The 19,510-nt window shown below is 66.4% G+C and carries 21 protein-coding genes and 1 pseudogene; 16 read left to right on the top strand and 6 right to left on the bottom strand.

Features of this window, described 5'->3' with window-relative positions; translation table 11 throughout:
* Nucleotides 1-67: 67 nt before the first annotated feature.
* Nucleotides 68-286, bottom strand: a complete 219-nt coding sequence (locus tag N536_RS43195) for a hypothetical protein (protein ID WP_029117121.1) — start codon at nt 284-286, stop codon at nt 68-70.
* Here N536_RS43195 and N536_RS43190 point away from each other — a divergent pair.
* A pseudogene (locus N536_RS43190) lies at nt 216-461 on the top strand (adenylate/guanylate cyclase domain-containing protein); the annotation flags it as partial. The gene N536_RS43195 and the pseudogene N536_RS43190 sit on opposite strands and share 71 nt — an antisense overlap.
* Before the next feature lie 22 nt (nt 462-483).
* Entirely contained in the window at nt 484-1,029 is a 546-nt protein-coding gene (locus N536_RS0130745) for a hypothetical protein (protein ID WP_029117120.1), read from the top strand.
* 1 nt (nt 1,030) lies between these two features.
* Here N536_RS0130745 and N536_RS0130740 read toward each other — a convergent pair whose 3' ends face one another.
* On the bottom strand, nt 1,031-2,605 hold the full coding sequence (locus N536_RS0130740; RefSeq protein ID WP_231514685.1) for a PE-PPE domain-containing protein: 1,575 nt from the start codon (nt 2,603-2,605) through the stop codon (nt 1,031-1,033).
* A gap of 256 nt (nt 2,606-2,861) precedes the next feature.
* Between N536_RS0130740 and N536_RS0130735 the strand changes: the two genes are divergently transcribed.
* The 4 genes from N536_RS0130735 (at nt 2,862) to N536_RS0130720 (ending at nt 5,624) form a co-directional block, all read left to right on the top strand.
* Nucleotides 2,862-3,209 (top strand): hypothetical protein, encoded by a 348-nt coding sequence (locus tag N536_RS0130735; protein ID WP_029117118.1) that lies wholly within the window; start codon nt 2,862-2,864, stop codon nt 3,207-3,209.
* A gap of 48 nt (nt 3,210-3,257) precedes the next feature.
* Nucleotides 3,258-4,766 carry a methyltransferase gene (locus N536_RS40970; RefSeq protein ID WP_081809456.1) on the top strand — a complete coding sequence of 503 codons (1,509 nt, stop codon included), beginning with the start codon at nt 3,258-3,260 and terminating at the stop codon, nt 4,764-4,766.
* Between the two features lie 182 nt (nt 4,767-4,948).
* Nucleotides 4,949-5,182: a hypothetical protein gene (locus N536_RS39910; protein ID WP_036438184.1), complete on the top strand. Its 234-nt coding sequence runs from the start codon at nt 4,949-4,951 to the stop codon at nt 5,180-5,182.
* Between the two features lie 133 nt (nt 5,183-5,315).
* Complete coding sequence (locus N536_RS0130720; protein WP_029117117.1) at nt 5,316-5,624, top strand: hypothetical protein; 309 nt, start codon at nt 5,316-5,318, stop codon at nt 5,622-5,624.
* Here the strand turns inward: N536_RS0130720 and N536_RS0130715 are convergent.
* Both N536_RS0130715 and N536_RS0130710 read right to left on the bottom strand, forming a co-directional pair.
* Nucleotides 5,621-6,982, bottom strand: a complete 1,362-nt coding sequence (locus tag N536_RS0130715) for an LLM class flavin-dependent oxidoreductase (protein ID WP_029117116.1) — start codon at nt 6,980-6,982, stop codon at nt 5,621-5,623. The genes N536_RS0130720 and N536_RS0130715 overlap by 4 nt on opposite strands.
* Entirely contained in the window at nt 6,979-7,893 is a 915-nt protein-coding gene (locus tag N536_RS0130710) for a MetQ/NlpA family ABC transporter substrate-binding protein (RefSeq protein WP_029117115.1), read from the bottom strand. The genes N536_RS0130715 and N536_RS0130710 overlap by 4 nt, the downstream gene beginning before the upstream one ends.
* A gap of 150 nt (nt 7,894-8,043) precedes the next feature.
* Here N536_RS0130710 and N536_RS0130705 point away from each other — a divergent pair, with 150 nt between their 5' ends.
* From N536_RS0130705 to N536_RS0130695, 3 genes are read left to right on the top strand one after another with little or no spacing between them, the layout of a single operon-like run.
* On the top strand, nt 8,044-9,051 hold the full coding sequence (locus tag N536_RS0130705; protein ID WP_029117114.1) for a methionine ABC transporter ATP-binding protein: 1,008 nt from the start codon (nt 8,044-8,046) through the stop codon (nt 9,049-9,051).
* Entirely contained in the window at nt 9,048-9,782 is a 735-nt protein-coding gene (locus N536_RS0130700; RefSeq protein ID WP_029117113.1) for a methionine ABC transporter permease, read from the top strand. Before N536_RS0130705 ends, N536_RS0130700 begins: the two co-directional genes overlap by 4 nt.
* A gap of 15 nt (nt 9,783-9,797) precedes the next feature.
* Nucleotides 9,798-10,703, top strand: a complete 906-nt coding sequence (locus N536_RS0130695) for a MetQ/NlpA family ABC transporter substrate-binding protein (protein ID WP_029117112.1) — start codon at nt 9,798-9,800, stop codon at nt 10,701-10,703.
* A gap of 66 nt (nt 10,704-10,769) precedes the next feature.
* Here the strand turns inward: N536_RS0130695 and N536_RS0130690 are convergent, their stop codons facing one another.
* Nucleotides 10,770-12,221 (bottom strand): LLM class flavin-dependent oxidoreductase, encoded by a 1,452-nt coding sequence (locus N536_RS0130690; RefSeq protein WP_029117111.1) that lies wholly within the window; start codon nt 12,219-12,221, stop codon nt 10,770-10,772.
* A gap of 383 nt (nt 12,222-12,604) precedes the next feature.
* On the opposite strand from N536_RS0130690, the gene N536_RS0130685 reads away from it, so the two are divergent.
* The 6 genes from N536_RS0130685 (at nt 12,605) to N536_RS0130660 (ending at nt 18,415) form a co-directional block, all read left to right on the top strand.
* Nucleotides 12,605-14,404: an ABC transporter ATP-binding protein gene (locus N536_RS0130685; protein WP_231514684.1), complete on the top strand. Its 1,800-nt coding sequence runs from the start codon at nt 12,605-12,607 to the stop codon at nt 14,402-14,404.
* A 123-nt stretch (nt 14,405-14,527) separates the two neighbouring features.
* Entirely contained in the window at nt 14,528-15,331 is an 804-nt protein-coding gene (locus N536_RS0130680) for a hypothetical protein (protein ID WP_155948807.1), read from the top strand.
* Between the two features lie 200 nt (nt 15,332-15,531).
* Entirely contained in the window at nt 15,532-16,254 is a 723-nt protein-coding gene (locus tag N536_RS0130675; protein ID WP_029117108.1) for an MBL fold metallo-hydrolase, read from the top strand.
* A gap of 30 nt (nt 16,255-16,284) precedes the next feature.
* A complete protein-coding gene (locus N536_RS0130670; protein ID WP_029117107.1) occupies nt 16,285-16,827 on the top strand; it encodes a hypothetical protein in 543 nt (180 codons plus the stop codon).
* Nucleotides 16,828-16,838: 11 nt separating this feature from the next.
* Entirely contained in the window at nt 16,839-17,462 is a 624-nt protein-coding gene (locus N536_RS0130665) for a TIGR03085 family metal-binding protein (protein WP_029117106.1), read from the top strand.
* A gap of 23 nt (nt 17,463-17,485) precedes the next feature.
* Entirely contained in the window at nt 17,486-18,415 is a 930-nt protein-coding gene (locus N536_RS0130660) for an LLM class F420-dependent oxidoreductase (protein WP_029117105.1), read from the top strand.
* A gap of 204 nt (nt 18,416-18,619) precedes the next feature.
* Here the strand turns inward: N536_RS0130660 and N536_RS42430 are convergent, their stop codons facing one another.
* Nucleotides 18,620-18,898 carry a hypothetical protein gene (locus N536_RS42430; protein WP_029117104.1) on the bottom strand — a complete coding sequence of 93 codons (279 nt, stop codon included), beginning with the start codon at nt 18,896-18,898 and terminating at the stop codon, nt 18,620-18,622.
* 8 nt (nt 18,899-18,906) lie between these two features.
* Here N536_RS42430 and N536_RS0130650 point away from each other — a divergent pair, with 8 nt between their 5' ends.
* The gene (locus tag N536_RS0130650; protein WP_029117103.1) at nt 18,907-19,413 is read left to right on the top strand and encodes a hypothetical protein; all 507 of its coding nucleotides are present in this window, start codon (nt 18,907-18,909) and stop codon (nt 19,411-19,413) included.
* Nucleotides 19,414-19,510 lie beyond the last annotated feature (97 nt).

Genomic DNA, 19,510 nt, shown 5'->3' with positions numbered 1-19,510 from the left:
ACGGGGGTGCTCGCGGATTTGTTCCCGGCCCTCCCGCCGGAGTCTCTTCCAGTCCAGTGCAGAAGCCCTACCCTTGGCGGATTACCGAGACGAGTGCACCGGCGGTGTGCCGGTCATGTGGCGCGGCACCCCGTGCGGGCGCCCGGTTCTGTGACGCGTGCGGTGCCTCGATTGCGGCTTCGGTCGACAAGGCCGAGTACAAGCAGGTGACGTTGTTGTTCGCCGACGTGGTGCGCTCGATGGACATCGCCGCCGCGCTGGACATGGAACGGCTGCGCGAGGTCATGACCGATCTCCTGGAGCGCTCGGCGACGGTGCTGCGCCGCTACGGCGGGACCGTCGAATACCACGGCGACGGGGTGATGGCGATCTTCGGCGCCCCTATTGCCCTGGAGGATCACGCTTTTCGCGCCTGTGTCGCGGCCCTGGTCATCCAGGAAGAAGCCTCGCGGCTCGCGGCGGTCGCTACTGGCTTTTTGGGCGGTGCGCGCACTGGGCTTGGCCGCGTACACATTGGCTGTCGGGCTGCTGAATCGGGACTCCGCGGCCGACCGTCAACGAGGGCTCGAATTGATGACGCAGGCCCGCGACATATGGCTGCGCAAACGTGCCCTCTTCCTCATCCCCGTCACCGACGTGTGGGCCGCCAGGGAAGCGGCCAGGCGCGGTGACCACGACGCTGCCATTGCGGTGATGCGCAAAGCCGTCGACGAGCTGGGCGCGGCAGGGAACCTCTTCTACGGCGTGTGGGGCACCAGTGTGCTGGCGCAGACCCTGTTGGAGCGTGGCACCCAGAGCGACGTGGCCGAAGCGCAACATGAGATCGACCGACTGACGATCCTGTGTGCCGACCAGCGTTCGACGATGCTCGAAATAGCGCTGCTACGGCTGCGCGCCTTGGTATCTCGCGCCCGGGGCGACGACGTGGCCTCCTCGGAGTTGGTGAGCCACTATTGCGCCATGGCGAAATCCCTTGGCTTCGAAGGACACATCGCGTGGGCCGAGGAGATGGCAAGCAGCCGACCCTAGCTCATTCGTCGCTGGCGTCGTCGGCACCAGGTGAGTCGTCGGGCTTGGAAGTGCTGCCGGCCGCTGGCGATGCGGTGTTCGCTGGGGACGGTGCGCTCGTCGCGTCCTCTGCACCGGCATCGGCGGTCTTGGTGATCGGCTGGTCGACTTTGAGCGAATCGCGTACCAACGGCCGGACTTTCGCCGACTGACGGGCAGGCTTCAGCGGCTCAGGCGCCGGGGTGCTAGCCGATGGCTCTGGCGTTTCCGTGGTGGACGGGTCGGCGCTCTCGGCTGGCTCGGGCACCGTCGGCTGAGTTCCCGTCGGCGTGCTGATCGACTTCGCCTGCGGGGACGCATCGGCTGTTGCTGTCTGCGTGGCCGGCGCCTCGAGAGTGATCGGCGCCGGAAGGCTGGGCAGCTTTGGTGAACCGATGGCGGCCGCGGCATTGGTGACGCCCTCACCAACTGCGTTGACGAGATCGGTTGCCACGGTTGCGGGGTTAAGTGTGGGAAGCAGCCGCGCAGGGGTGGGCTGCCACAGCGGGATGCTGCGGTCATAACCCAGTTCCACGATCACCCGGAAGAACGGCTCGACCACGTCGATCAACGCCTCGGGTACGCCCAGCTGACGCAGCGGTGCGAACAACGGCAGATCCCGGGTCTCGAAGAAGTAGTAACTGGTGTCGCCATGGGTGCCCTGGTAAGCCGGCGACGTCGTCGGATCGGCAGGCAGGCTGACGTCGAATGAGTTGGTGTGCAGGTACACGAACCCGAGAACCGCGTTCAGGTCGGCGATGAAGTTGAGCGGAAAGAGCGGGAGGTCGGATGCCCCGTCGTACTGCCGACTGATCTCAACGGTGTCGAACTGCGTATCGGTCGGCGCCGGACCGTCGAACAAAATATCGAGGATCGGAATGTAGAGGTTCGGGAACCGCGAACTAAGGCCGCCGTTGGGAAAATTCGGGTCAGCCTGTAGCACGAAGTCGATGTCGGGAGCGGTGGTTCCCGCGGGGTACTGCTCCGCCAGCTTGCGCTTCACAGTGTTGACGGGGGCCGCGGACTGCGAGACTCCGTAGATCACCAGGTGGTCGTTGCCGTGCGCGGCCATCGCCGCCTCGATATCGGCCGCCCCTGCCCTGACCGACTGAGACTCCGTGAGGTCGAAGAGTCCCGAGAGTTTCCACCATGGCTCATCCGGCCACGCTGCGCCACCGGGTCCGAAGAGGCGCGGATCCCCGACTGCGCGCCCGACGAGGCGCAACAGCCCCGTGATGGGCCAATACTCCTCTGGCGTGGTCACAGCGACCGGCGTGATGGTCTGACCTGGATGGGTCGGCCCGATGTACTGGTTCATGATGGCTTCCATGAACCAGGCGTCGGCCGTCGGGCAGGTGGTTCCGCAGACGATCAGGGCGGTCGTGTCCGCCGACAGTGTCACCGCCGGCGACACCCGTGCCGGCGCAACCGTCGCCGCCACCACCAAGGCCGCCACGCCGATCGACACCGTCATCCGGGCAAGGGTGCGTCGAACATTCCCTACTCCCAACGCGATCGCCAGTGCCCCGACGCGACCGACGTACTTTGCGTTGCTCATCGTCGTTCCCCATTCACTACTGGCGGAACGCTGGTCACCGCGCCGGGTCGAGTTCCGCAACGCGAATCGTCGGTCGCATTCGGCGGCACGACCGCAGTACTGCGCTACTGCAAATCTGCCCGGTTCGGAAGGTGGGGCGAGGTTGTCCATTCCCGAATAGGTAGCTGCCTTTGCTGATACCGTTCGTTAAGCCTGTGCACCATAGGGGAATTGAGGTGCACAGACTTAGCTGCGCTAACAAGGGGAGGCAGTGCTCATGGACAACGCGAAGTTCACCAAGACAGTCACGATGTCGTTGGTCGCCCTGGCAGCGGCGACGGGCGCCGCGGTTCTGGAGGCCGGGGTCGCAGGGGCCTCCCCCGGCTGCGACAGCTGCGACGTCGTGATCGGGCCGGGACCGGGGCCGGTGCCCATTCCGTACCCGAACATCGGAACACCGGGCTTGACCATCCCGGCTCAGAAGATCGAGCAGAAGCTCCCGGGGCTCAAGGTTCCCGCCGTCACGGCACCGGCACTCAAGATTGCGCACAAAGTGCCTGCCCTGAAGATTCCGGGTGTCATCCACGAACTCCCGCAGTCGCCCATCCTCACGGAGCAGCAGTAAGGGTCTAGCACCATCCCCTTCTGATCTTGAGGCGGGAGGCGCCGGTCGATGCAATCGATGAGCCGGGTGGCGCGGTTGTCCGGCTTGGTGGCCATCGCCGAAGGATTCGGCAAACTCCTTGCCGCGCAGGGATACACGCCAACGGGCCTGTCCAGGACACTGCAACCGTCCGCGATGGACTCGGCGGAGGCCTATCGCGTCGCGCCGGATCACTTCGAGGCCACCGTGCTGGCTCACCGGCTGGCGGGTTCGCGGTTGTCGGTGCTCGTGCGGTTGTTTCTGGCGGGATCGACAACCACCCGACTCGAGGCCGCCGACGCCTTGCAACCGCTCACGGTCGACGCGCTGGCGAGCGCGGGCTTACTGATACGAGATGACGACCGGGTGCAGGCGGCGGTACGGATCGGCTGGTGCGACGGGCTGCTGGTCTGCCACGACTGGCACGACGGACGCACCGCTCATCGGGAAGACGTCGTCGGAGTGGCGCAGGCCTCGCTGACTCTGGCCGACCTGACCGTCCGCCAACCTGGAGCCGATGTTCTGGACGTCGGAACCGGCGGCGGCGTTCAAGCGTTACTCGCCGCTGGACATGCCAAGACCGTGACGGGCACCGACATCAATCCCCGGGCATTGGACCTCGCGGCGTTCGGTGCGGCGCTCAACGGCCTGCATTCACTGGCCTGGCGCGAAGGCAGCCTCCTGGAACCCGTCGCCCAGAACACGTTCGATCTGATCACCGTCAACCCGCCGTTCATCATCTCGCCAGACAACACGTTCATGTGGCGCGACGCCACGCCGTCCGGCGGCGCAGGCACCCTGTGCGGGCTGTTGCTCCGCGACGTGGCCCACCATCTGCGCCCCGACGGCTGGGGCTCGATGCTGGCCAGCTGGTTGCACGACGCCAGCGGCGACTGGTCGGTCCCGGTGCGGGCCTGGCTGGCCGAATTGGGTTGCGACGCATGGGTTCTACGTTTCAGCAGCCAGGACCCACTCGGCTACGCACACACCTGGCTGGCTCAAACCGAACACACCAGCGCCGGCTTCGCTGCAGCGTTGGATAGGTGGCTGACGTTCTACCGCGACGAGCACATCGACGCCATCGCCACTGGAGCGATCGTCCTGCATCGTCGCGCTGACCCGGAGGTGTACACCTGGGTCGACGAGATGCCTGCCAGTCCCACCGGGCCCGCGGGCGAGCAGATCAAACGCGCGTTCGCCCAGAGACGCCGCTTGGCCGGCCTCGGCGATCGCAGCGATCTGCTGGACGAGGTGCTCGCTCCCTTGCCAGGGACCAGTCTCGATCAGACTCTGCACCGCAGCGACGGCGCCTATCACCCCGCGCCAACGCAGCTGTGGGTGCAACCGGGCCTAACCATCAGCGCTGTCATCCCTCCGCTCGCCCTCCCTGTGATGTTGGAACTCGACGGCAAGAGGCCGCTACGCGCCTCGATCCACAACGCCGTCGAGAACACCGGCTTCGGTGCGGATGAGGTCAGAGAGCAAGCGCTGGCTACTTCCACGAGGCTGGTCGAGCTCGGCCTCGTTGAGTGGCGCTGAGCGGACGACGGCGGGGCGGTTCACGCCGTCAGGTGTCCCCCGATCGGTGGACAGCGCTTTCATCCTGCGCCTCCACCACTCGCCCGACATACAGGGCGCCGCTCGCAAGACATAGTTATCTCATCGCCGGAACACACCGGCGGAGAAGCCGAAACACAAACCATCACAGAAGGATTGAAGAAATGACCACCATCGCCCGCAACTTCGCCCGCTTTGTCGCAGTGCCCGCAATGATCGGCGCTGCCGCCCTCGGACTGGCCGGCATGGCCAACGCCGCCACCAGCGGGCAGTCCCCGACCGGTCCCGGCTACTCCTACAGCCCGGACACCTACGCCAAGCCTGCCCCGACCGCCAAGCCGGGGTGGCACAACAACCACGGCCCGCAGCGCATCGCGAACCTGCAGAACCAGGCGTAACCCCCCCGAACCCACCAGGCCCTCCCGAATATCCCCGGGGAGGGCCTGGTGTTCGTCTCACGGGTCGCGAAACACGGTGTCCCCGATCACATATTGCTTGAAAGCGCACCGCTTGCGGGAGCACTATGGAGCTATGCTAACTAATCGGAGAATCATTCGATCGGTCGTCGTGGCGGGAGCCGCCGCGGCGGCCATCGTCGCCGCCCCGGCGGCCGTGGTCATCGCAAGCTCACCGGCATCCGCCGCCGATCAGGTCGTCCTGGCCGACCCCATCGGTACGCACGGCAGCGGCGGCCCCGACGGTCAGGGCGGCGGTGGCGGCTGCGGCAGCGGTCCCAACTGGAACGGCTGCGGCGGCTGGAATCCCATCCAGGGCGGCTTCGGCAGCGGCTGCATCAACGGGATCTGCGGCGGCTGGGACGGCAACCGCGGCTGGGGCTAAACAGCCCGCGCGACGCGAAGGGCCCTTCTGTCCGGGACCCGCTCCAGCCCGAGGTGCCCACGCAGCGTCGTGTGGGCGTACTCGCGGCGGAACAGTCCGCGGTCCCGCAGTATCGGGATCACGTGATCGACGAAGAGTTCGAGGCCGGACGGGAAGACGTCAGGCATCAGGTTGAAGCCGTCTACCGCGCCCGCCACGAACCACTCCTCGATGGCGTCTGCGATCTTCTCGGGTGAGCCGACCACCAGCCGATGCCAGGTGATCACCCGGTCGAGGAGTTGACGGACGGTGAGGTTCTCGCGGCGGGCGAGGTTCACCACGATGTCGCGTGCCCCCTGGGAGCCGCCTGCCGTTTCGGCGCCGTCGAGAAGCCACTTGGGCAGCGGCGCATCCCATTCGAGTTCGGCCACGTCGACGCTGATCTGGGCGGCTAGGTGTGCCAGCCGACGCTCGCCGGCCAGGTCGTTGAGTTCGCGGTTGCGCCGTTGCGCCTCCTCCTCGGTGCTGCCGAGCACGAAGGACAGCCCGGGCATGATCCGAATGGCGTTGCGCGGCCTACCGTGTGCCACGGTCCTGGCCCGCAACTCGTCGGCATTGCGCAACGCGTCGGGCAGCGACGCCTGGGCCGCGAACACGCCGTCGGCGTAGCGCGCCGCAAGGTCGAGACCGCCGGGTGAGCCGCCGGCCTGGAACAGCACGGGATGCCCCTGCGGCGACCTGGGCAGCGTCAGCGGCCCGTCGACGCGGAAGTGTTCGCCGCGGTGGTCGATCGTGCCGATCGCGCCGACCTTGCTGAACGCACCCGTGCGCGTGTCCGCCAGCACGGCGTCGTCGTCCCACGAATCCCACAGTGCCCGAACGACGTCGATGAATTCTGCTGCCCGCCCGTAGCGTTCAGCGCGCGCCGGTTGTTCGGTTGGGCGGTTCCCGCTGCCGAAGTTGTTCCAGGCGTACGGGTCGCTGCTCGTCACCACGTTCCAAGCGACCCGGCCGCGGCTGAGGTGGTCCAGCGATGCGAACCGCCTCGCCACGTTGTAGGGCTCCTCGAACGACGTCGACACCGTGGCGATCAGCCCGAGGTGCGTGGTCACCGACGCGAGCGTCGACAGCAGCACGATCGGGTCGAGCGCCAACGGCGGCGCGACCAACGGTTGACCGGGTTCCTGGAACAACGACGGACTGTCCGCCAGGAACAGCGCGTCCAGCGTGCCGCGCTCCGCCGTGCGGGCGACGTCGATCCAGTAGGCGGGATCGGTGAACCAGTGCGGGTCGGCGCCCGGGTACTGCCACGCCGCCGGGTGCATGCCGTCGGACAGAACGTTCACCCCGAGATGGAGTTCGCGGCGTCGGACCGTCACGTCGGCCGTCCGGGCAGGGCCAGCTTGCGCACTTCCGGGTCCTGGGCGATGAACGTCTGCACCCGCGGGTCGTTGAACGCCTTGATCAGATTCTGGATGTTGGGGGTGTCGACGTAGTCGCTGCCGACGGTCAGCACGGAGGCGAACTCGTCCGGTGACTTCGGCGCGTAGATCAGCTTGTCCTCGGAAACGCCTGCCGCAAGGAATGACTCGGCGTAGCCGACGATCGCGTCGAGGTCGGGCAGCGCCCTCGGCTGGGCTCCGAAGTCGAGCAGCGTGAACTTGAGGTTCTTCGGGTTGGTCGCGATGTCGCTCTGGGTGAGGGCGGTGACGTCGGCGTCGGGCTTGAGCGTGATCAGGCCGGCCTGTGCCAGGTACCAGATCCCCTGGGCGTTGTTGGCGGGATCGGCTAGCAGAGACACGGTGGCGCCGTCCGGGATCTCCTGCGGCGTGCGGTACTTGTCGGACCAGATGCCGAACACCCAGTGGAAGAACGGACCCGTCGCCGCCTCCTCCTTGAAGCCGGGGTTGGCGTCGAGCACCTGCTGCAACCAATGCCGGTGCTGGAATATCGTGCCTGCGAAGCGGCCGTCGTTGATCGCGCTGTTGATCTGTGTGCTGTCGCCCAACCCGACGGCCGCGACCTTCACGTCGTAGTCCTTGGCGATGTTCTCGCCGATGTACTCGATGATGCGCTTCTCGGCCGGGTTGGAGTCCAGGTAGACCACCTGCAGCGTCGCACCGGCCGTCTCGTTGGCAGATTTGGTTCCATCACCACGGAACACGGCGAAATACACTGCCAAAGCGACGATTACGAGCAACGCCGCCACCAGGTAGGGCCACCGCCGCCGCTTGTCGATGGTGAAACCATGCGTGCCGGTGTCGGTCGGCGTTGCTTCGTCGATGCTCATGTCGTCTGCCTTCATTCGTGTTCGCCGAAGTGTGCGTCGGGACCGCCGCGGTTCACAGATTTTCGATCAGGCTGGCGCCAATCAACCGGTCCTGTACTCGTGCTGATCGCAAAGGTGTTTCCGCGCAACCCGTTCTGGGAGCATTCGCCGGTGATCGAACTGACGAACCTCACCAAGGCCTACGGGCACGGTGACCAGCGCACCGTGGTCCTCGATCAGGTCACGTTTCGTGTCGAAGGCGGGGAGATCCTGGCCGTGGTGGGCCCGAGCGGTGCTGGGAAAAGCACACTCGCCCAGTGCATCAACCTTCTGACCCCTCCGACGTCGGGATCGGTCGTGGTGAACGGTGAAGACCTCACCACCTTGTCGGCGGGCAAGCTGCGGGTCGCGCGCAGGCGCATCGGCACCGTCTTCCAGTCCGCCGGACTGCTGGAGCGGCGCACCGCTGCCGAGAACGTCGCCCTACCGCTGGAGTACCTCGGAGTGACTGCGGCCGAAGCCAAGAAGCGCGTCGCGGAACTGCTGGACCGGGTCGGCCTGTCGCAGCGTGCGGGGCACTACCCCTTCCAGCTGTCCGGAGGTCAACGCCAGCGGGTGGGCATCGCACGTGCGCTGGCGTTGCGGCCGTCGGTGCTGCTGTCCGACGAGGCGACGGCCGGTTTGGATCCCACCACCACCGACTCGGTCGTGGAGCTGCTGCGGGAACTGCGCGACGACCTGAACCTGTCCATCGTGTTCATCACCCACGAGATGGACACCGTTCTCAAGATCGCCGACTCGGTCGCCCAGCTCGACCATGGCAGCATCGTGGAGTCGGGGCGGCTCATCGACCTGCTCACCGACCCCGACTCCGCACTCGGCTCGGCGCTTCGGCCGCAGCGTGTCGACGCCGAAACCGCTGCGGGGCAGGTGCTCTGGCGCGTGGTGTACGACGCTCCCGACGTGCCGCCGGATTGGCTGGGACGGGCGTCGCAGGACCTGGGCGTCCCGCTGTCGGTGTTGGGGGCGTCGGTGCAGGTGGTCGGCGGCGTCAGCGTCGGTGGCTTCACGCTCGGCGTCCCCGCCGAGGTCGGCGCACGCGTGCGCGACGTGCTGAACCGATACGGGCTGTCCGCCGAAAGCGATTCCGAGGCTTCCGAATTGGAGGGCGTGGCATGACATTGCTCGCGAATGCCAAGGTACCGGTCAACGAGCTGCCCGGCCTGCTCTTCCCTGCGCTGCTGGACACCCTGATCATGGTCGGCATCGTCATGACCATCGTGGTGGTCGTCGGCGTGCCGCTCGGCGCGCTGGTGCACAACTTGGCGCCGGGTGGTCTGTTCGAGAACCCGGCGCTGCATACGACGTTGAGCTGGATCATCAGCATCGGCCGGTCATTGCCGTTCCTCATCCTGATGGCGTCGATCATGCCGTTCACCCGGCTCATTACCGGCACCAACATCGGCATCGCCGCGGCCGTGGTACCGATGTCGCTCGCCGGCATCGCCTTCTTCACCCGCATCGTCGAAAACTCCCTGCGCTCGGTACCACCGGCGGTGGTCCAGGTGGCCCGCGCATCGGGTGGATCGCGGCTACAGATCATCCGGACCGCCCAGCTCAGCGAGGCCGTTCCGTCCATCATCGGCGGCTTGACCATCAACGTCATCGCGATGATCGAGTACTCCGCCATCGCAGGCACCATCGGCGCCGGCGGAATCGGCTACGTCGCAGTCACTTACGGCTACCAGCGATTCGACCAAGGCGTGATGCTCGCAACCATCGTCATCCTCGTCATCACGGTCGCGGCAGTGCAGCTCATCGGCGACGCACTGGTGCGACTGACCACACCGCACAGCCGGCTCCGAGCCGGAGCCGTCCGCCCATCACGCCGCCGCCCGGCTGCCGTCTGACCCGAAAGAGAAGATATGACAACCACACCCACTCCCGTCAGCGAGACCGACGATCATGGTTTCGAACTGAAGCGCAGACCCAAGTGGATCTGGATCGCGGCCGGTCTCGTCGTGGTCGTCGCCGCCGTGGTCGGCGTCCGATTCTTCTTCTTCGGAGACACCAAGTCGCCCAACGAGATCCCGGGCGCGACGTTGGTGGTCGCCACCAACGAGGGCAACGCCGCCGAGCAGGCACTGATCGAGTACATCGCCCGTGAGGTCGCTCCGCGGCACGGCATCAAGGTCGCCTTCCGTGGCCTTGCCGACTCCAACACCATCAACCGCGCGGTCAGCGACGGCGAGGTGGCGGGCACCGTGTACCAGCACAAACTGTGGCTGGGCCAGGTTCTCGAGGCCAACCCCGACTTCCGCGAGACGGCGGCGACGCCGGTCTTCCGCTGGGGCTTCGGCATCTGGTCGGACAAGTACACCGACCCGTCGCAGTTTCCCGACGGCGCCAACGTGTCGCTGTACTCCGATCCGGCCAACGAAGCTCAGGGGCTGTGGCTGCTCGAGCGCGCCGGGCTGATCACGCTTGACCCGTCGGCGGACAAGTGGCAGGCAACGCAGAAGGACATCGTCGCCAACCCCAAGAACCTGAAGTTCACGCTGCTCGACTTCGCCGCCCAATCCCGGTCACTCCCCGACCTCGACGCCGCGGTCGGATACACCGAGTACTACCTGGCCGCGAAGATCCCGCTGAGCCAGCAGATCTTCGCCCCGCCCGCGCCGGACGAGTTCGCCGGTCAGCTCACCATCGGCAGCAAGTGGGCGGACACCGACAACATCAAGCGACTGGTCGAGACGTTCAAGGATCCGGCGGTGCAGCAGTACCTGGCCACCGACCCGAGCGTGAAGAACATCCTGCTGCCGCTCCAGTAGGCACACACGAAAGTGGCCGTTGCCCTCCTCGGGGAGGCAACGGCCACTTTCGTTTTGGGGAAGCTGCTAGCGGCCCTTGGCCGGTTGCGCGGCGACCGAAGCCGACGACGAGGGCAGCGTGGATGGCCGCTCGATGATCGTCGAGTCGGGACCACCCACCCGGTACCGCGCGCCGCGGTGCTCGTCGGGCAGCCGGTCGCCCTTGCCGAGCAGCTTGTTGCGCAGCGAGCCGGGCTCGTAGGCCGTTTGGTACGCACCGCGTTCGGTCAGCACCGGCACGACGTAGTCGACGACGTCGGAGAATGACCCCGGCGTGATCGCGTAGGCGAGGTTGAAGCCGTCGACGTCCGTCTCGTCCACCCACTCCTGCAGCGTGTCGGCGACGCTCGCACCGGAGCCGACGATGCGCGGCCCCATGCCACCGATCTCGCCCCACTCGGCGATGTCGCGCACCGCCCACTCGCGACCGTCGGGGTCGGCGGACTGAAATGCCTTGACGGCAGAGAGAATTGCGTTGGAGTCGACGCTGCCGATCGGCTCGTCGAGGCCGTAGCGGGACAGGTCGACGCCCATCCAGCCCGACATGAACACCAGCGCGCCCTCCGGGTCCCCGTAGGAGAGGTACTCGGCGTGCTTGGCGTGTGCCTCTTCGTCGGTGTCGGCCGTGACGATCGTCGACAGGTTGAAGATCTTCGCCGAGTACGGGTCCCGTCCGGCCAGCTCGAGCTCGCGGCGGATGGTCGAAACCGTCTCGCGCAGAATGGCCTTCGTCGGCGCCGCGGTGAAGATGGCCTCCGCGTTCTCCGCGGCGAAGCGGACCCCTCGCGGCGACGAGCCGGCCTGGTAGATCACCGGGGTGCGCTGCGGCGACGGCTCGGCCAGGTGCACGCCGGGCACGCTGAAGTGCGGACCCGAGTGCCCGATGTGGTGCACCTTGTCGGGGTCGGTGAACACGCCGCGCTCGCGATCGCGCACCACCGCGTCGTCCTCCCACGACCCTTCCCACAGCTTGTAGAGCACCTCGAGGTACTCGTCGGCGTGGTCGTAGCGGGCGTCGTGGGCGGGCTGGTCGGTCTGGCCCATGTTGCGGGCCGCGGCGGGCAGGTAGCCGGTGACGACGTTCCAGCCGATGCGCCCGCCCGTGAGGTGGTCGAGCGTCGACATTCGGCGCGCGAATGGATACGGATGCTCGAATCCGGTCCCGGTCGTGATGCCGAAGCCGAGGTTCTCGGTCACCAGCGCCATCGCCGACACCAGCAGCAGCGGATCGCCCACCGGGATCTGGGCGGCCTGCCGGATCGCGGCCTCGTCGCTGGCGCCGTAGACGTCGTAGGTGCCGAGCACGTCGGCGATGAACAGGCCGTCGAATCGTCCCCGCTCCAGCAGCTTGGCCAGCTCGGTCCAGTACGTCAGGTCCTTGTAGCGCCACGACTGGTCGTCGGGATGCCGCCAGAGTCCTGGCGATTGGTGGGCGACGCAGTTCATGTCGAAGGCATTGAAGCGAATTGCACGGGTCACCCGCCCAGGTTTCCGAGTCGACGGTGATTCGTCACCGGTTGCGTTCAGCGGGATTGAATTGTTGTGAGGCTCGTCTTCGGCGCGTAAGCGCGTGCCGGTGAAGCGAGCGAGATGCCGCAGAAGCCCACTTGTCGATCAGGGCCAGGGTGTTCGACGGGCGCGAGCGCTCACTGGACGAAGCCACGCTGTCACTGTGGTGGACGAACAAGACGTCGGCGGCTCGGCATTCCCGGCCAACGCGGCTGGGCCGATGAAGCAGTGCTGCTCATCGCCACACGATCACACCCGTATCCAACCTCGCGGACGCGGCTGTATCGGCCTTGTCCCTGAGCAACGTAGAACACGCAGGACAACGACATCCGCTGATACGGTTCGGCTGATCGTTGTCTGCGAACCTGGAGACGTCTGCCGTGCCGCCGCTACTTCGTGACTTGCTACGCCCCTACCGGCGGGCCCTCGCGGTGATTCTGGCGGCAACGCTGGTCTCGATGCTGATGAGTCTGGCCATACCCTGGCCGCTGAAGGTGATTCTCGACAACGTCGTGGCCAACCATCGTCCGCCGACGTGGATCGCCTGGCTGTTTCCGTTGGTAGGCGGCGCAACCAAGCCGCACATCGCCGCGGCGGCCGGGATCGCCACAGTCGCAATCGCTGTCGTCAGCGGCGCAGCGTTCTACGTCGCCAGCTACTTCACCGAAAAGCTGGGCCAGAACATCGGAAACGACCTGCGCGTACGGCTCTATCACCACCTACAGCAACTTTCGCTGGCCTACTATGACCACAACCGGATCGGCACCGTCCTGAGCACTCTGACGACCGACGTTCAAACAATCCAGAGTTTCGCGTCGACCTCCACTCTCAATATCTTGACCGACGCCCTGACGGTCGTCGCGATGGTCATCGTAATGCTGCTGCTGCGTTGGGATTTCGCACTGATTGCACTCGCGGTGACGCCAATTCTCATCGTGTTTCTGGTGCGCATCAACAAGGCGATAAAGACGGCTGTAACCGAAGTCCGTACCAAACAGTCGGACCTGCTTTCGGCGCTACAGGAGGGTCTTCAGTCGATCGAGGTGGTGCAGGCCTACTCCCGCGAGGACTACGAAGACCGTCAGATTCGCAAAGTCAGCAAGGACACCGTGATGGCCTGGCTCACTACGCGTCGGCTTTCGGCGATCCTTTCGCCAGTAGTCAGCGTGGTGATCGCGGTATGCACAGGCCTGATCTTGTGGCGGGGCGCCCTGCTCATCCTGGCGGGCACGATGACCGCAGGCGTCCTCACCGTTTTCCTTGCCTACCTCGCGCGCTTCTTCCAACCTGTGCGGTCACTGTCTCAGATGACCAACACGTTGGCCCAAGTCTCGGTTGGCTTCCAGCGCGTCACCGCGGTGTGCGACGCCGACACCGTTATCCCCGAACGCCCCCTGCCCGCCGACCCACCGCCGTTCAAGGGTGAGATCACTTTCGAGAACGTCTCGTTCGGATACGACGCCGCCGTGCCGGTGTTACGCGACATCACGTTCACGATCGGCTCCGGGCAGATGGTGGGCATCGTCGGACCCACCGGCAGTGGGAAATCCACTCTGGTAAGCCTGATCCCACGTTTCCGGGATCCGCTGGGCGGCCGGATCATGATCGATGGTGCCGACATCGCCGACTACAGACTGCATGGCCTACGCACCCAGATCGGCTTCGTGTTGCAGAACACCGTGCTGCTGCGCGGAACGATCCGCGACAACATCGCCTTCGGGCGTCCGCAGGCCACCGACGAGCAAATCATCGCCGCGGCCAAACTGGCCAACGCCGATGAGTTCATCACCCGCATGCCTGACGGATACGCCAGCCTGGTCGGGGATCGCGGTTCCACACTGTCTGGCGGTCAGCGTCAACGGATCGGGATCGCGCGTGCGCTGATCCGCGACAATCCCATCCTGATACTCGACGAGCCAACCGCGGCACTGGACGCCGAATCCGAACACCTGGTGATCGAGGCCCTGGAACGGCTAATGGCGGGCCGCACCGTCATCACCATCGCCCACCACCTCAGCACGCTGCGCGACGCAAACAAGATCATCGTCATCAAGGACGGTGTTGTCGTCGAAGACGGTACTCAAGCCGAACTGCTGGAACTTGAAGGCGTCTACGCCGAATTGCATCATCTCCAGTTCGACCCGCCAGCCTGACGCAACGCTTTGCAAACAGTTGATGAACGGTTGATGTACCGCCCGCGTGCGTCGCCCACAGTTCCAGCCAAACACCGCGGTCGCCGTGATCGCCTTGCTAGCATCCGATTTCACCGACCGTAGGTGCTGGAGATGGCTCCATCAACGGCACAGTTAAGGAGACCATCCATGCTGACCATGCGCGATCACGGAGTGCAGGACTACGAGGCGCTACGCCACATGGATACCACCGACGTCGGCGAACTGAGTGACGATGACCGCGCCTGTCTCGACGAACTGGGCCAGTATCTGGTTTCCACCGATGCGTGGCACCGATTCGGTATCTGGTTGCTGCACAAGCACTTCGAGCCCGAACCCGACGAGGTGTTCGTTGAGCACGCCATGCGGTCGCCGCGACGGACCGAAACCGCGCCCGCCGTGCGGTCGGCCTTTTCCGTGACAGGGCTGAGTGCCACCGCCATCCGGTTCGACGATTCCACCCACGACGGTGTCCATGCCATCGGCATGGAGTTCGCCGAGCCCGACGAGTTCGGCGACGCCGAGCCGCTGAGCGACGACGACGACGCGATCCTGACCGGCATCTGCGAGCGGCTGCGGACTTTCGACAAGGTCCAGCGATTCGGCGTGCGGCTGATTCGTAACCCTCTCGGGCTTTCGGAAAACGAACTGCTTCACGAGACCTGCGACAGCGCCACGCGCACGCTGCATTGCAGCGTCGGTGACCGCCACGCGATGCTCGCCGACCAAACAACCATCCAAACCGCCTGGAAATGGCGAGTGGTGCACGACGGTGCGCACGCCGTCGTGATGCAGGACTGCGCCGCCGGCTGTGTTCGCGTCGGAGAGGGCCACGATATCGCGCACACCGCCTCGCGCACCGATGCCGACGACAACCCCATCGAAGGCGAGCCGAACCTGCCCTTCTGACCTCGAACCGCTTTGCCCGTTCGCCGGAGGTGCTACTGGTGCCGTGCGTGTAGTCGAAACGTGCAGAATTTCTTCCCGAGAACCCGGGCTCGGCGAGCATGACGGCTGCCGCCTGCGCCGTGCGGAAACTGGAACCTAGAATTGTCCGACTGCGTCCGCGGCGCGCGGGTCCGGCGCACGATGTGCGGATGAACACCGAATTGAACACCTCGGTCGACGAAATTGCCGACGGCGTCTACCGATTCTCCACCTGGATTCCCGGCATCACCGAGAACGGCTTCACGTTCAACCAGTTTCTGTTGACCGGCGACGAACCGTTCCTGTTCCACTGCGGACAGCGGTTCCTCTTCGGGCAGGTCGCGGCGGCCATCGAGCGCGTCATCCCGATCGAGAAACTGCGCTGGATCTCCTTTGGACACGTCGAGGCCGACGAGTGCGGCGCGGTGAACCTGCTACTCGACGCCGCGCCCAGCGCCGAGGTCATCCACGGCCCGCTGGCGTGCATGCTGTCGCTGAACGACATGTGCGACCGTCCGCCGGTAGCCGCCGGCGACGAGCCGCTCGACACCGGCGGGCACCGGCTGCGGTTCATCGCCACGCCGCACGTGCCGCACAACTGGGAGGCCGGGTTGTGGTTCGACGAGAGCACCTCGACGCTGTTGGCGGGTGACCTGTTCACCCACGTCGGCCACTGCCCGGCGGTCACCGAATCCGACATCTGCGAGCCGGCCATCGAAGCCGAGGGCTTCTTCCACGCCACCGGACTCACCGAGAACCTCGCCCCTACGCTCGAGCAGCTGGCCGCGCTCAACCCGACGACCCTGGCGATCATGCACGGCGCCGCGTACTCCGGCGACGGGGCGGCGCAGCTGCGCGCGCTATCCGACGGCTATGCCGCGATGGCGGGCGCGTCACCGCAGTAACCGGTCGCCATCTGCGTAGCCTGGAACGCGATGAAGGCACGGCAGATCACCGCGTGCATGCTCGCGGCAGGGGCGCTCTTGGTGGGTTGTCAGTCCACCATCACGGGCGACCCGCAGCCCAGCGCCGGGTCGCCCACCGAACCGAGCTTCCCGACGTCGCGGCCCACCCGGTCGACCACCCCGCCGTCGGCCACCACCGCCGTGCCCTCCTCTCCGACGGCCGCGCCACCGTCCGGTGAACGGTTGGCGTCCCAGAACGGTTACGTCTTCATCGAAACGAAGTCCGGCAAGACCCGCTGCCAGATCAACACCGCGGAAGTCGGCTGTGAGTCGGCGTTCACCAACGCCCCGGTGGTCAATGGCGTGCCCGCCAACGGAATACGGCTCAGCGCGGCGGGTCAGGTCCAGTGGATCGTCGGCAACCTCGGCGACATCCCCGTCGAAACCATCGACTACCGCACCTATTCCGCCGAGGGCTGGACCATTGTGGCGACCGAGGACGGCACGCGCTTCACCAACGACGCCACCGGACACGGGATGTTCCTCAGCACCACCGGCGTCGAGATCTTCTGACAAGGAGTGCCATGACCGTCGCCCAGCAGGAACGCGCCGCGCTCGTCACGACCATGCGCGGGGTGGGCCCCGACAAGCCCACGCTGTGTGGCGACTGGACCACCCGCGACCTGGCCGCCCACCTGATCGTGCGGGAACGACGGCTGGACACCGCGCCGGGCATCATGATCCCCGCGCTCGCCGGCTACACCGCGCGGGTGCAGAACCAGGTCGCCGCGGAGACCGACTGGAACGTCCTGCTCGACCAGATCGCATCGGGACCCCCGATCCTGTCGCCCTTCAAGCTGCTCGACCCGCTGATCAACGTGGCGGAGATGTTCATCCATCACGAGGACGTGCGTCGAGCCGCGGCCGGATGGGAACCGCGCGAAGTCGACGACGCTACGACCGCGGCGTTGGCTCGACAGGTCCCATTCTTGGCGCGGATGGCGCTGTCGAAGGTCCCCGGCCACGTGTCGCTGCGGACCCCGGAGGGCAAGACGTTGGCCACCGTCGGCCGTGGCCCGGCGGTGGTGGTGACCGGCGCGCCGGGTGAACTGCTGATGTTCGCGTCGGGCCGCGACGAGGCGCGGTTGACGTTTGCCGGCGACGACGATGCCGTGGCAGCCGTCCGCGACGGGCGCGGCGGTCTCTAGCGTCCGCATCTAGGCTGACGCCCATGGACTTCCGCGTATTCGTCGAACCTCAGCAAGGCGCCACCTACCGCGACCAACTCGCCGTCGCCCGTGCCGCGGAGGCGCTGGGTTATTCGGCATTCTTCCGGTCCGACCACTTCGTGGCGATGAGCGGTGACGGGCTGCCCGGTCCGACGGACTCCTGGGTGACGCTCGGTGGTATCGCCCGCGAGACGTCGACGATCCGGCTCGGCACCATGGTCACCTCGGCCACGTTCCGGTATCCGGGACCGCTGGCCATCTCGGTCGCGCAGGTCGACGAGATGAGCGGCGGCCGGGTCGAATTGGGTTTGGGCGCAGGCTGGTTCGAGGCCGAGCACAAGGCGTACGCGATTCCGTTCCCGCCGCTGGGTGAACGCTTCGACCGGCTCTCCGAGCAACTGGACGTCATCACCGGCCTGTGGACCACTCCGCCGGGGGCGAAGTTCGACTATTCCGGCAAGCACTACACCGTCGAGGATTCGCCCGCGCTGCCCAAGCCGCTGCAGACTCCGCATCCACCGATCGTCATCGGTGGCGGCGGCGCCAAGCGCACCCCGGCGCTGACGGCGAAGTTCGCCTCCGAGTTCAACATTCCGTTCGTGCCCTTGGACGTGCTGAAGACGCAGTACGGCCGGGTCGCCGCAGCCCTCGATGCGGCGGGCCGAGCCCCGGATTCTCTGACTTATTCGGCGGCGTTCGTGGTGTGCGCCGGGCGCAATGAGGCCGAGATCGCGCGCCGCGCGGACGCCATCGGCCGTGAGGTGGACGAACTGCGCAGCAACTCGCCGTTGGTCGGCACGCCGGAGGAGATCGTCGACCGGTTGGCCCCGTTCGCCGAAGCTGGGGTGCAACGCGTGTACCTGCAGGTGCTGGATATGTCCGACCTCGACCACCTGGAGTTGTTCGCCGAGGTCGTCGGCCGATTCGGCTGATCGAGTCGGTAAATGCCGGCCACGGCTACTATCAGTCCCCGTGACCGGCGACCGCGACGAGGATCCCCAGGATCCTCCGTGGCACGAGCGGACATCCACCGTGGTGGGTGCCAGTGTGGCCGGCCTTGCCCTGATCGGGATCCTGTTCCTGTTGATCAGTTACGTCGTCGGGCAGTTCACCGAACCCGATCAGGCGCCGACGTACTACATCGATCCCGGCGGATCGAGCTCGTCGCGTACCTCGTCGACGACGACAGCCACCACGACGGAGACCGTCAGCAGCACCAGTCCCCCGGTCACCACGGACATCAATCCGTCCGACGGTTCGTCGACCACCTCGAGCAGCTCGGACACGTCGACGAGTAGCAGCACGACGACGCGGACGACGCACGAGACCGAAGATGGACCGAGCAGCAGTCGGAGCCGGCCGCGCCTGAACGAGACCAGAACGTTGTACCCGAGACCGTAAACGCGCTCTACCATCGAAGCCCATGGCGCGACCTCCCGACGACCCGAATCAGTACCCGGACGACGAGCCCACCGCCTACGCCAACTACGGCGATCAGAGCGGCTACGACACCTACGGTCAACCGACCGCACCCGTGCCGCCGCCCGAGCAGCCCTGGTACCGCACGCCCGCTGCCCTGGTGGCGCTGGGCGCCGTCGCCGCGCTCATCCTGGCGCTGGTCGTCTACGCGCTGGTGAGCCTGATGGGCGACGACTCGTCGACCACCATCACGATCACCACGACGCCATCGACGTCGGCGACCACCACGTCCGAGTCGGTGGCACCCGCACCGACCGAGACGCAGACCGCGACGACGACGGAGACGACCACCACGACGGAACCGGTCACCACGACGACGACGCCGCCGACGACGACCACGACGACGACTCCGAGCGTCAGCACGAGCACCAGCACCAGCGTCGTCACCGAGACGCGGACGGAAACCCAGACGGTCACGCAGCCGCCGACGTCCGCACCGCCGACGCCGTAGGGGTTCGTGACTCGAGGCACGGGCCTCGAGTCACAGCGGCTTCGGCAGTCCCGGGCCCGGATGGTGGTGCGGTTGCCCACCTTTGAGCGACTTCGAC

It is taken from the genome of Mycobacterium sp. URHB0044, assembly GCF_000620625.1.
Lineage (GTDB): Bacteria > Actinomycetota > Actinomycetes > Mycobacteriales > Mycobacteriaceae > Mycobacterium.
Note: the sequence above shows the minus strand (reverse complement) of the source record. Positions and strands in the feature narration are given on the sequence as shown.

What these genes read in the sequence shown, in the direction of transcription:
- N536_RS39910 (WP_036438184.1), top strand. Translation starts at nt 4,949, where the DNA reads ATGACCACCATCGCCCGCAACTTCGCCCGCTTTGTCGCAGTGCCCGCA.
- N536_RS40970 (WP_081809456.1), top strand. Translation starts at nt 3,258, where the DNA reads ATGCAATCGATGAGCCGGGTGGCGCGGTTGTCCGGCTTGGTGGCCATC.
- N536_RS0130720 (WP_029117117.1), top strand. Translation starts at nt 5,316, where the DNA reads ATGCTAACTAATCGGAGAATCATTCGATCGGTCGTCGTGGCGGGAGCC.
- N536_RS0130700 (WP_029117113.1), top strand. Translation starts at nt 9,048, where the DNA reads ATGACATTGCTCGCGAATGCCAAGGTACCGGTCAACGAGCTGCCCGGC.
- N536_RS43195 (WP_029117121.1), bottom strand. Translation starts at nt 286, where the DNA reads ATGACCTCGCGCAGCCGTTCCATGTCCAGCGCGGCGGCGATGTCCATC.
- N536_RS0130710 (WP_029117115.1), bottom strand. Translation starts at nt 7,893, where the DNA reads ATGAGCATCGACGAAGCAACGCCGACCGACACCGGCACGCATGGTTTC.
- N536_RS0130660 (WP_029117105.1), top strand. Translation starts at nt 17,486, where the DNA reads ATGGACTTCCGCGTATTCGTCGAACCTCAGCAAGGCGCCACCTACCGC.
- N536_RS0130740 (WP_231514685.1), bottom strand. Translation starts at nt 2,605, where the DNA reads ATGAGCAACGCAAAGTACGTCGGTCGCGTCGGGGCACTGGCGATCGCG.
- N536_RS0130650 (WP_029117103.1), top strand. Translation starts at nt 18,907, where the DNA reads ATGGCGCGACCTCCCGACGACCCGAATCAGTACCCGGACGACGAGCCC.
- N536_RS0130665 (WP_029117106.1), top strand. Translation starts at nt 16,839, where the DNA reads ATGACCGTCGCCCAGCAGGAACGCGCCGCGCTCGTCACGACCATGCGC.
- N536_RS0130670 (WP_029117107.1), top strand. Translation starts at nt 16,285, where the DNA reads ATGAAGGCACGGCAGATCACCGCGTGCATGCTCGCGGCAGGGGCGCTC.
- N536_RS0130735 (WP_029117118.1), top strand. Translation starts at nt 2,862, where the DNA reads ATGGACAACGCGAAGTTCACCAAGACAGTCACGATGTCGTTGGTCGCC.
- N536_RS42430 (WP_029117104.1), bottom strand. Translation starts at nt 18,898, where the DNA reads ATGGTAGAGCGCGTTTACGGTCTCGGGTACAACGTTCTGGTCTCGTTC.
- N536_RS0130695 (WP_029117112.1), top strand. Translation starts at nt 9,798, where the DNA reads ATGACAACCACACCCACTCCCGTCAGCGAGACCGACGATCATGGTTTC.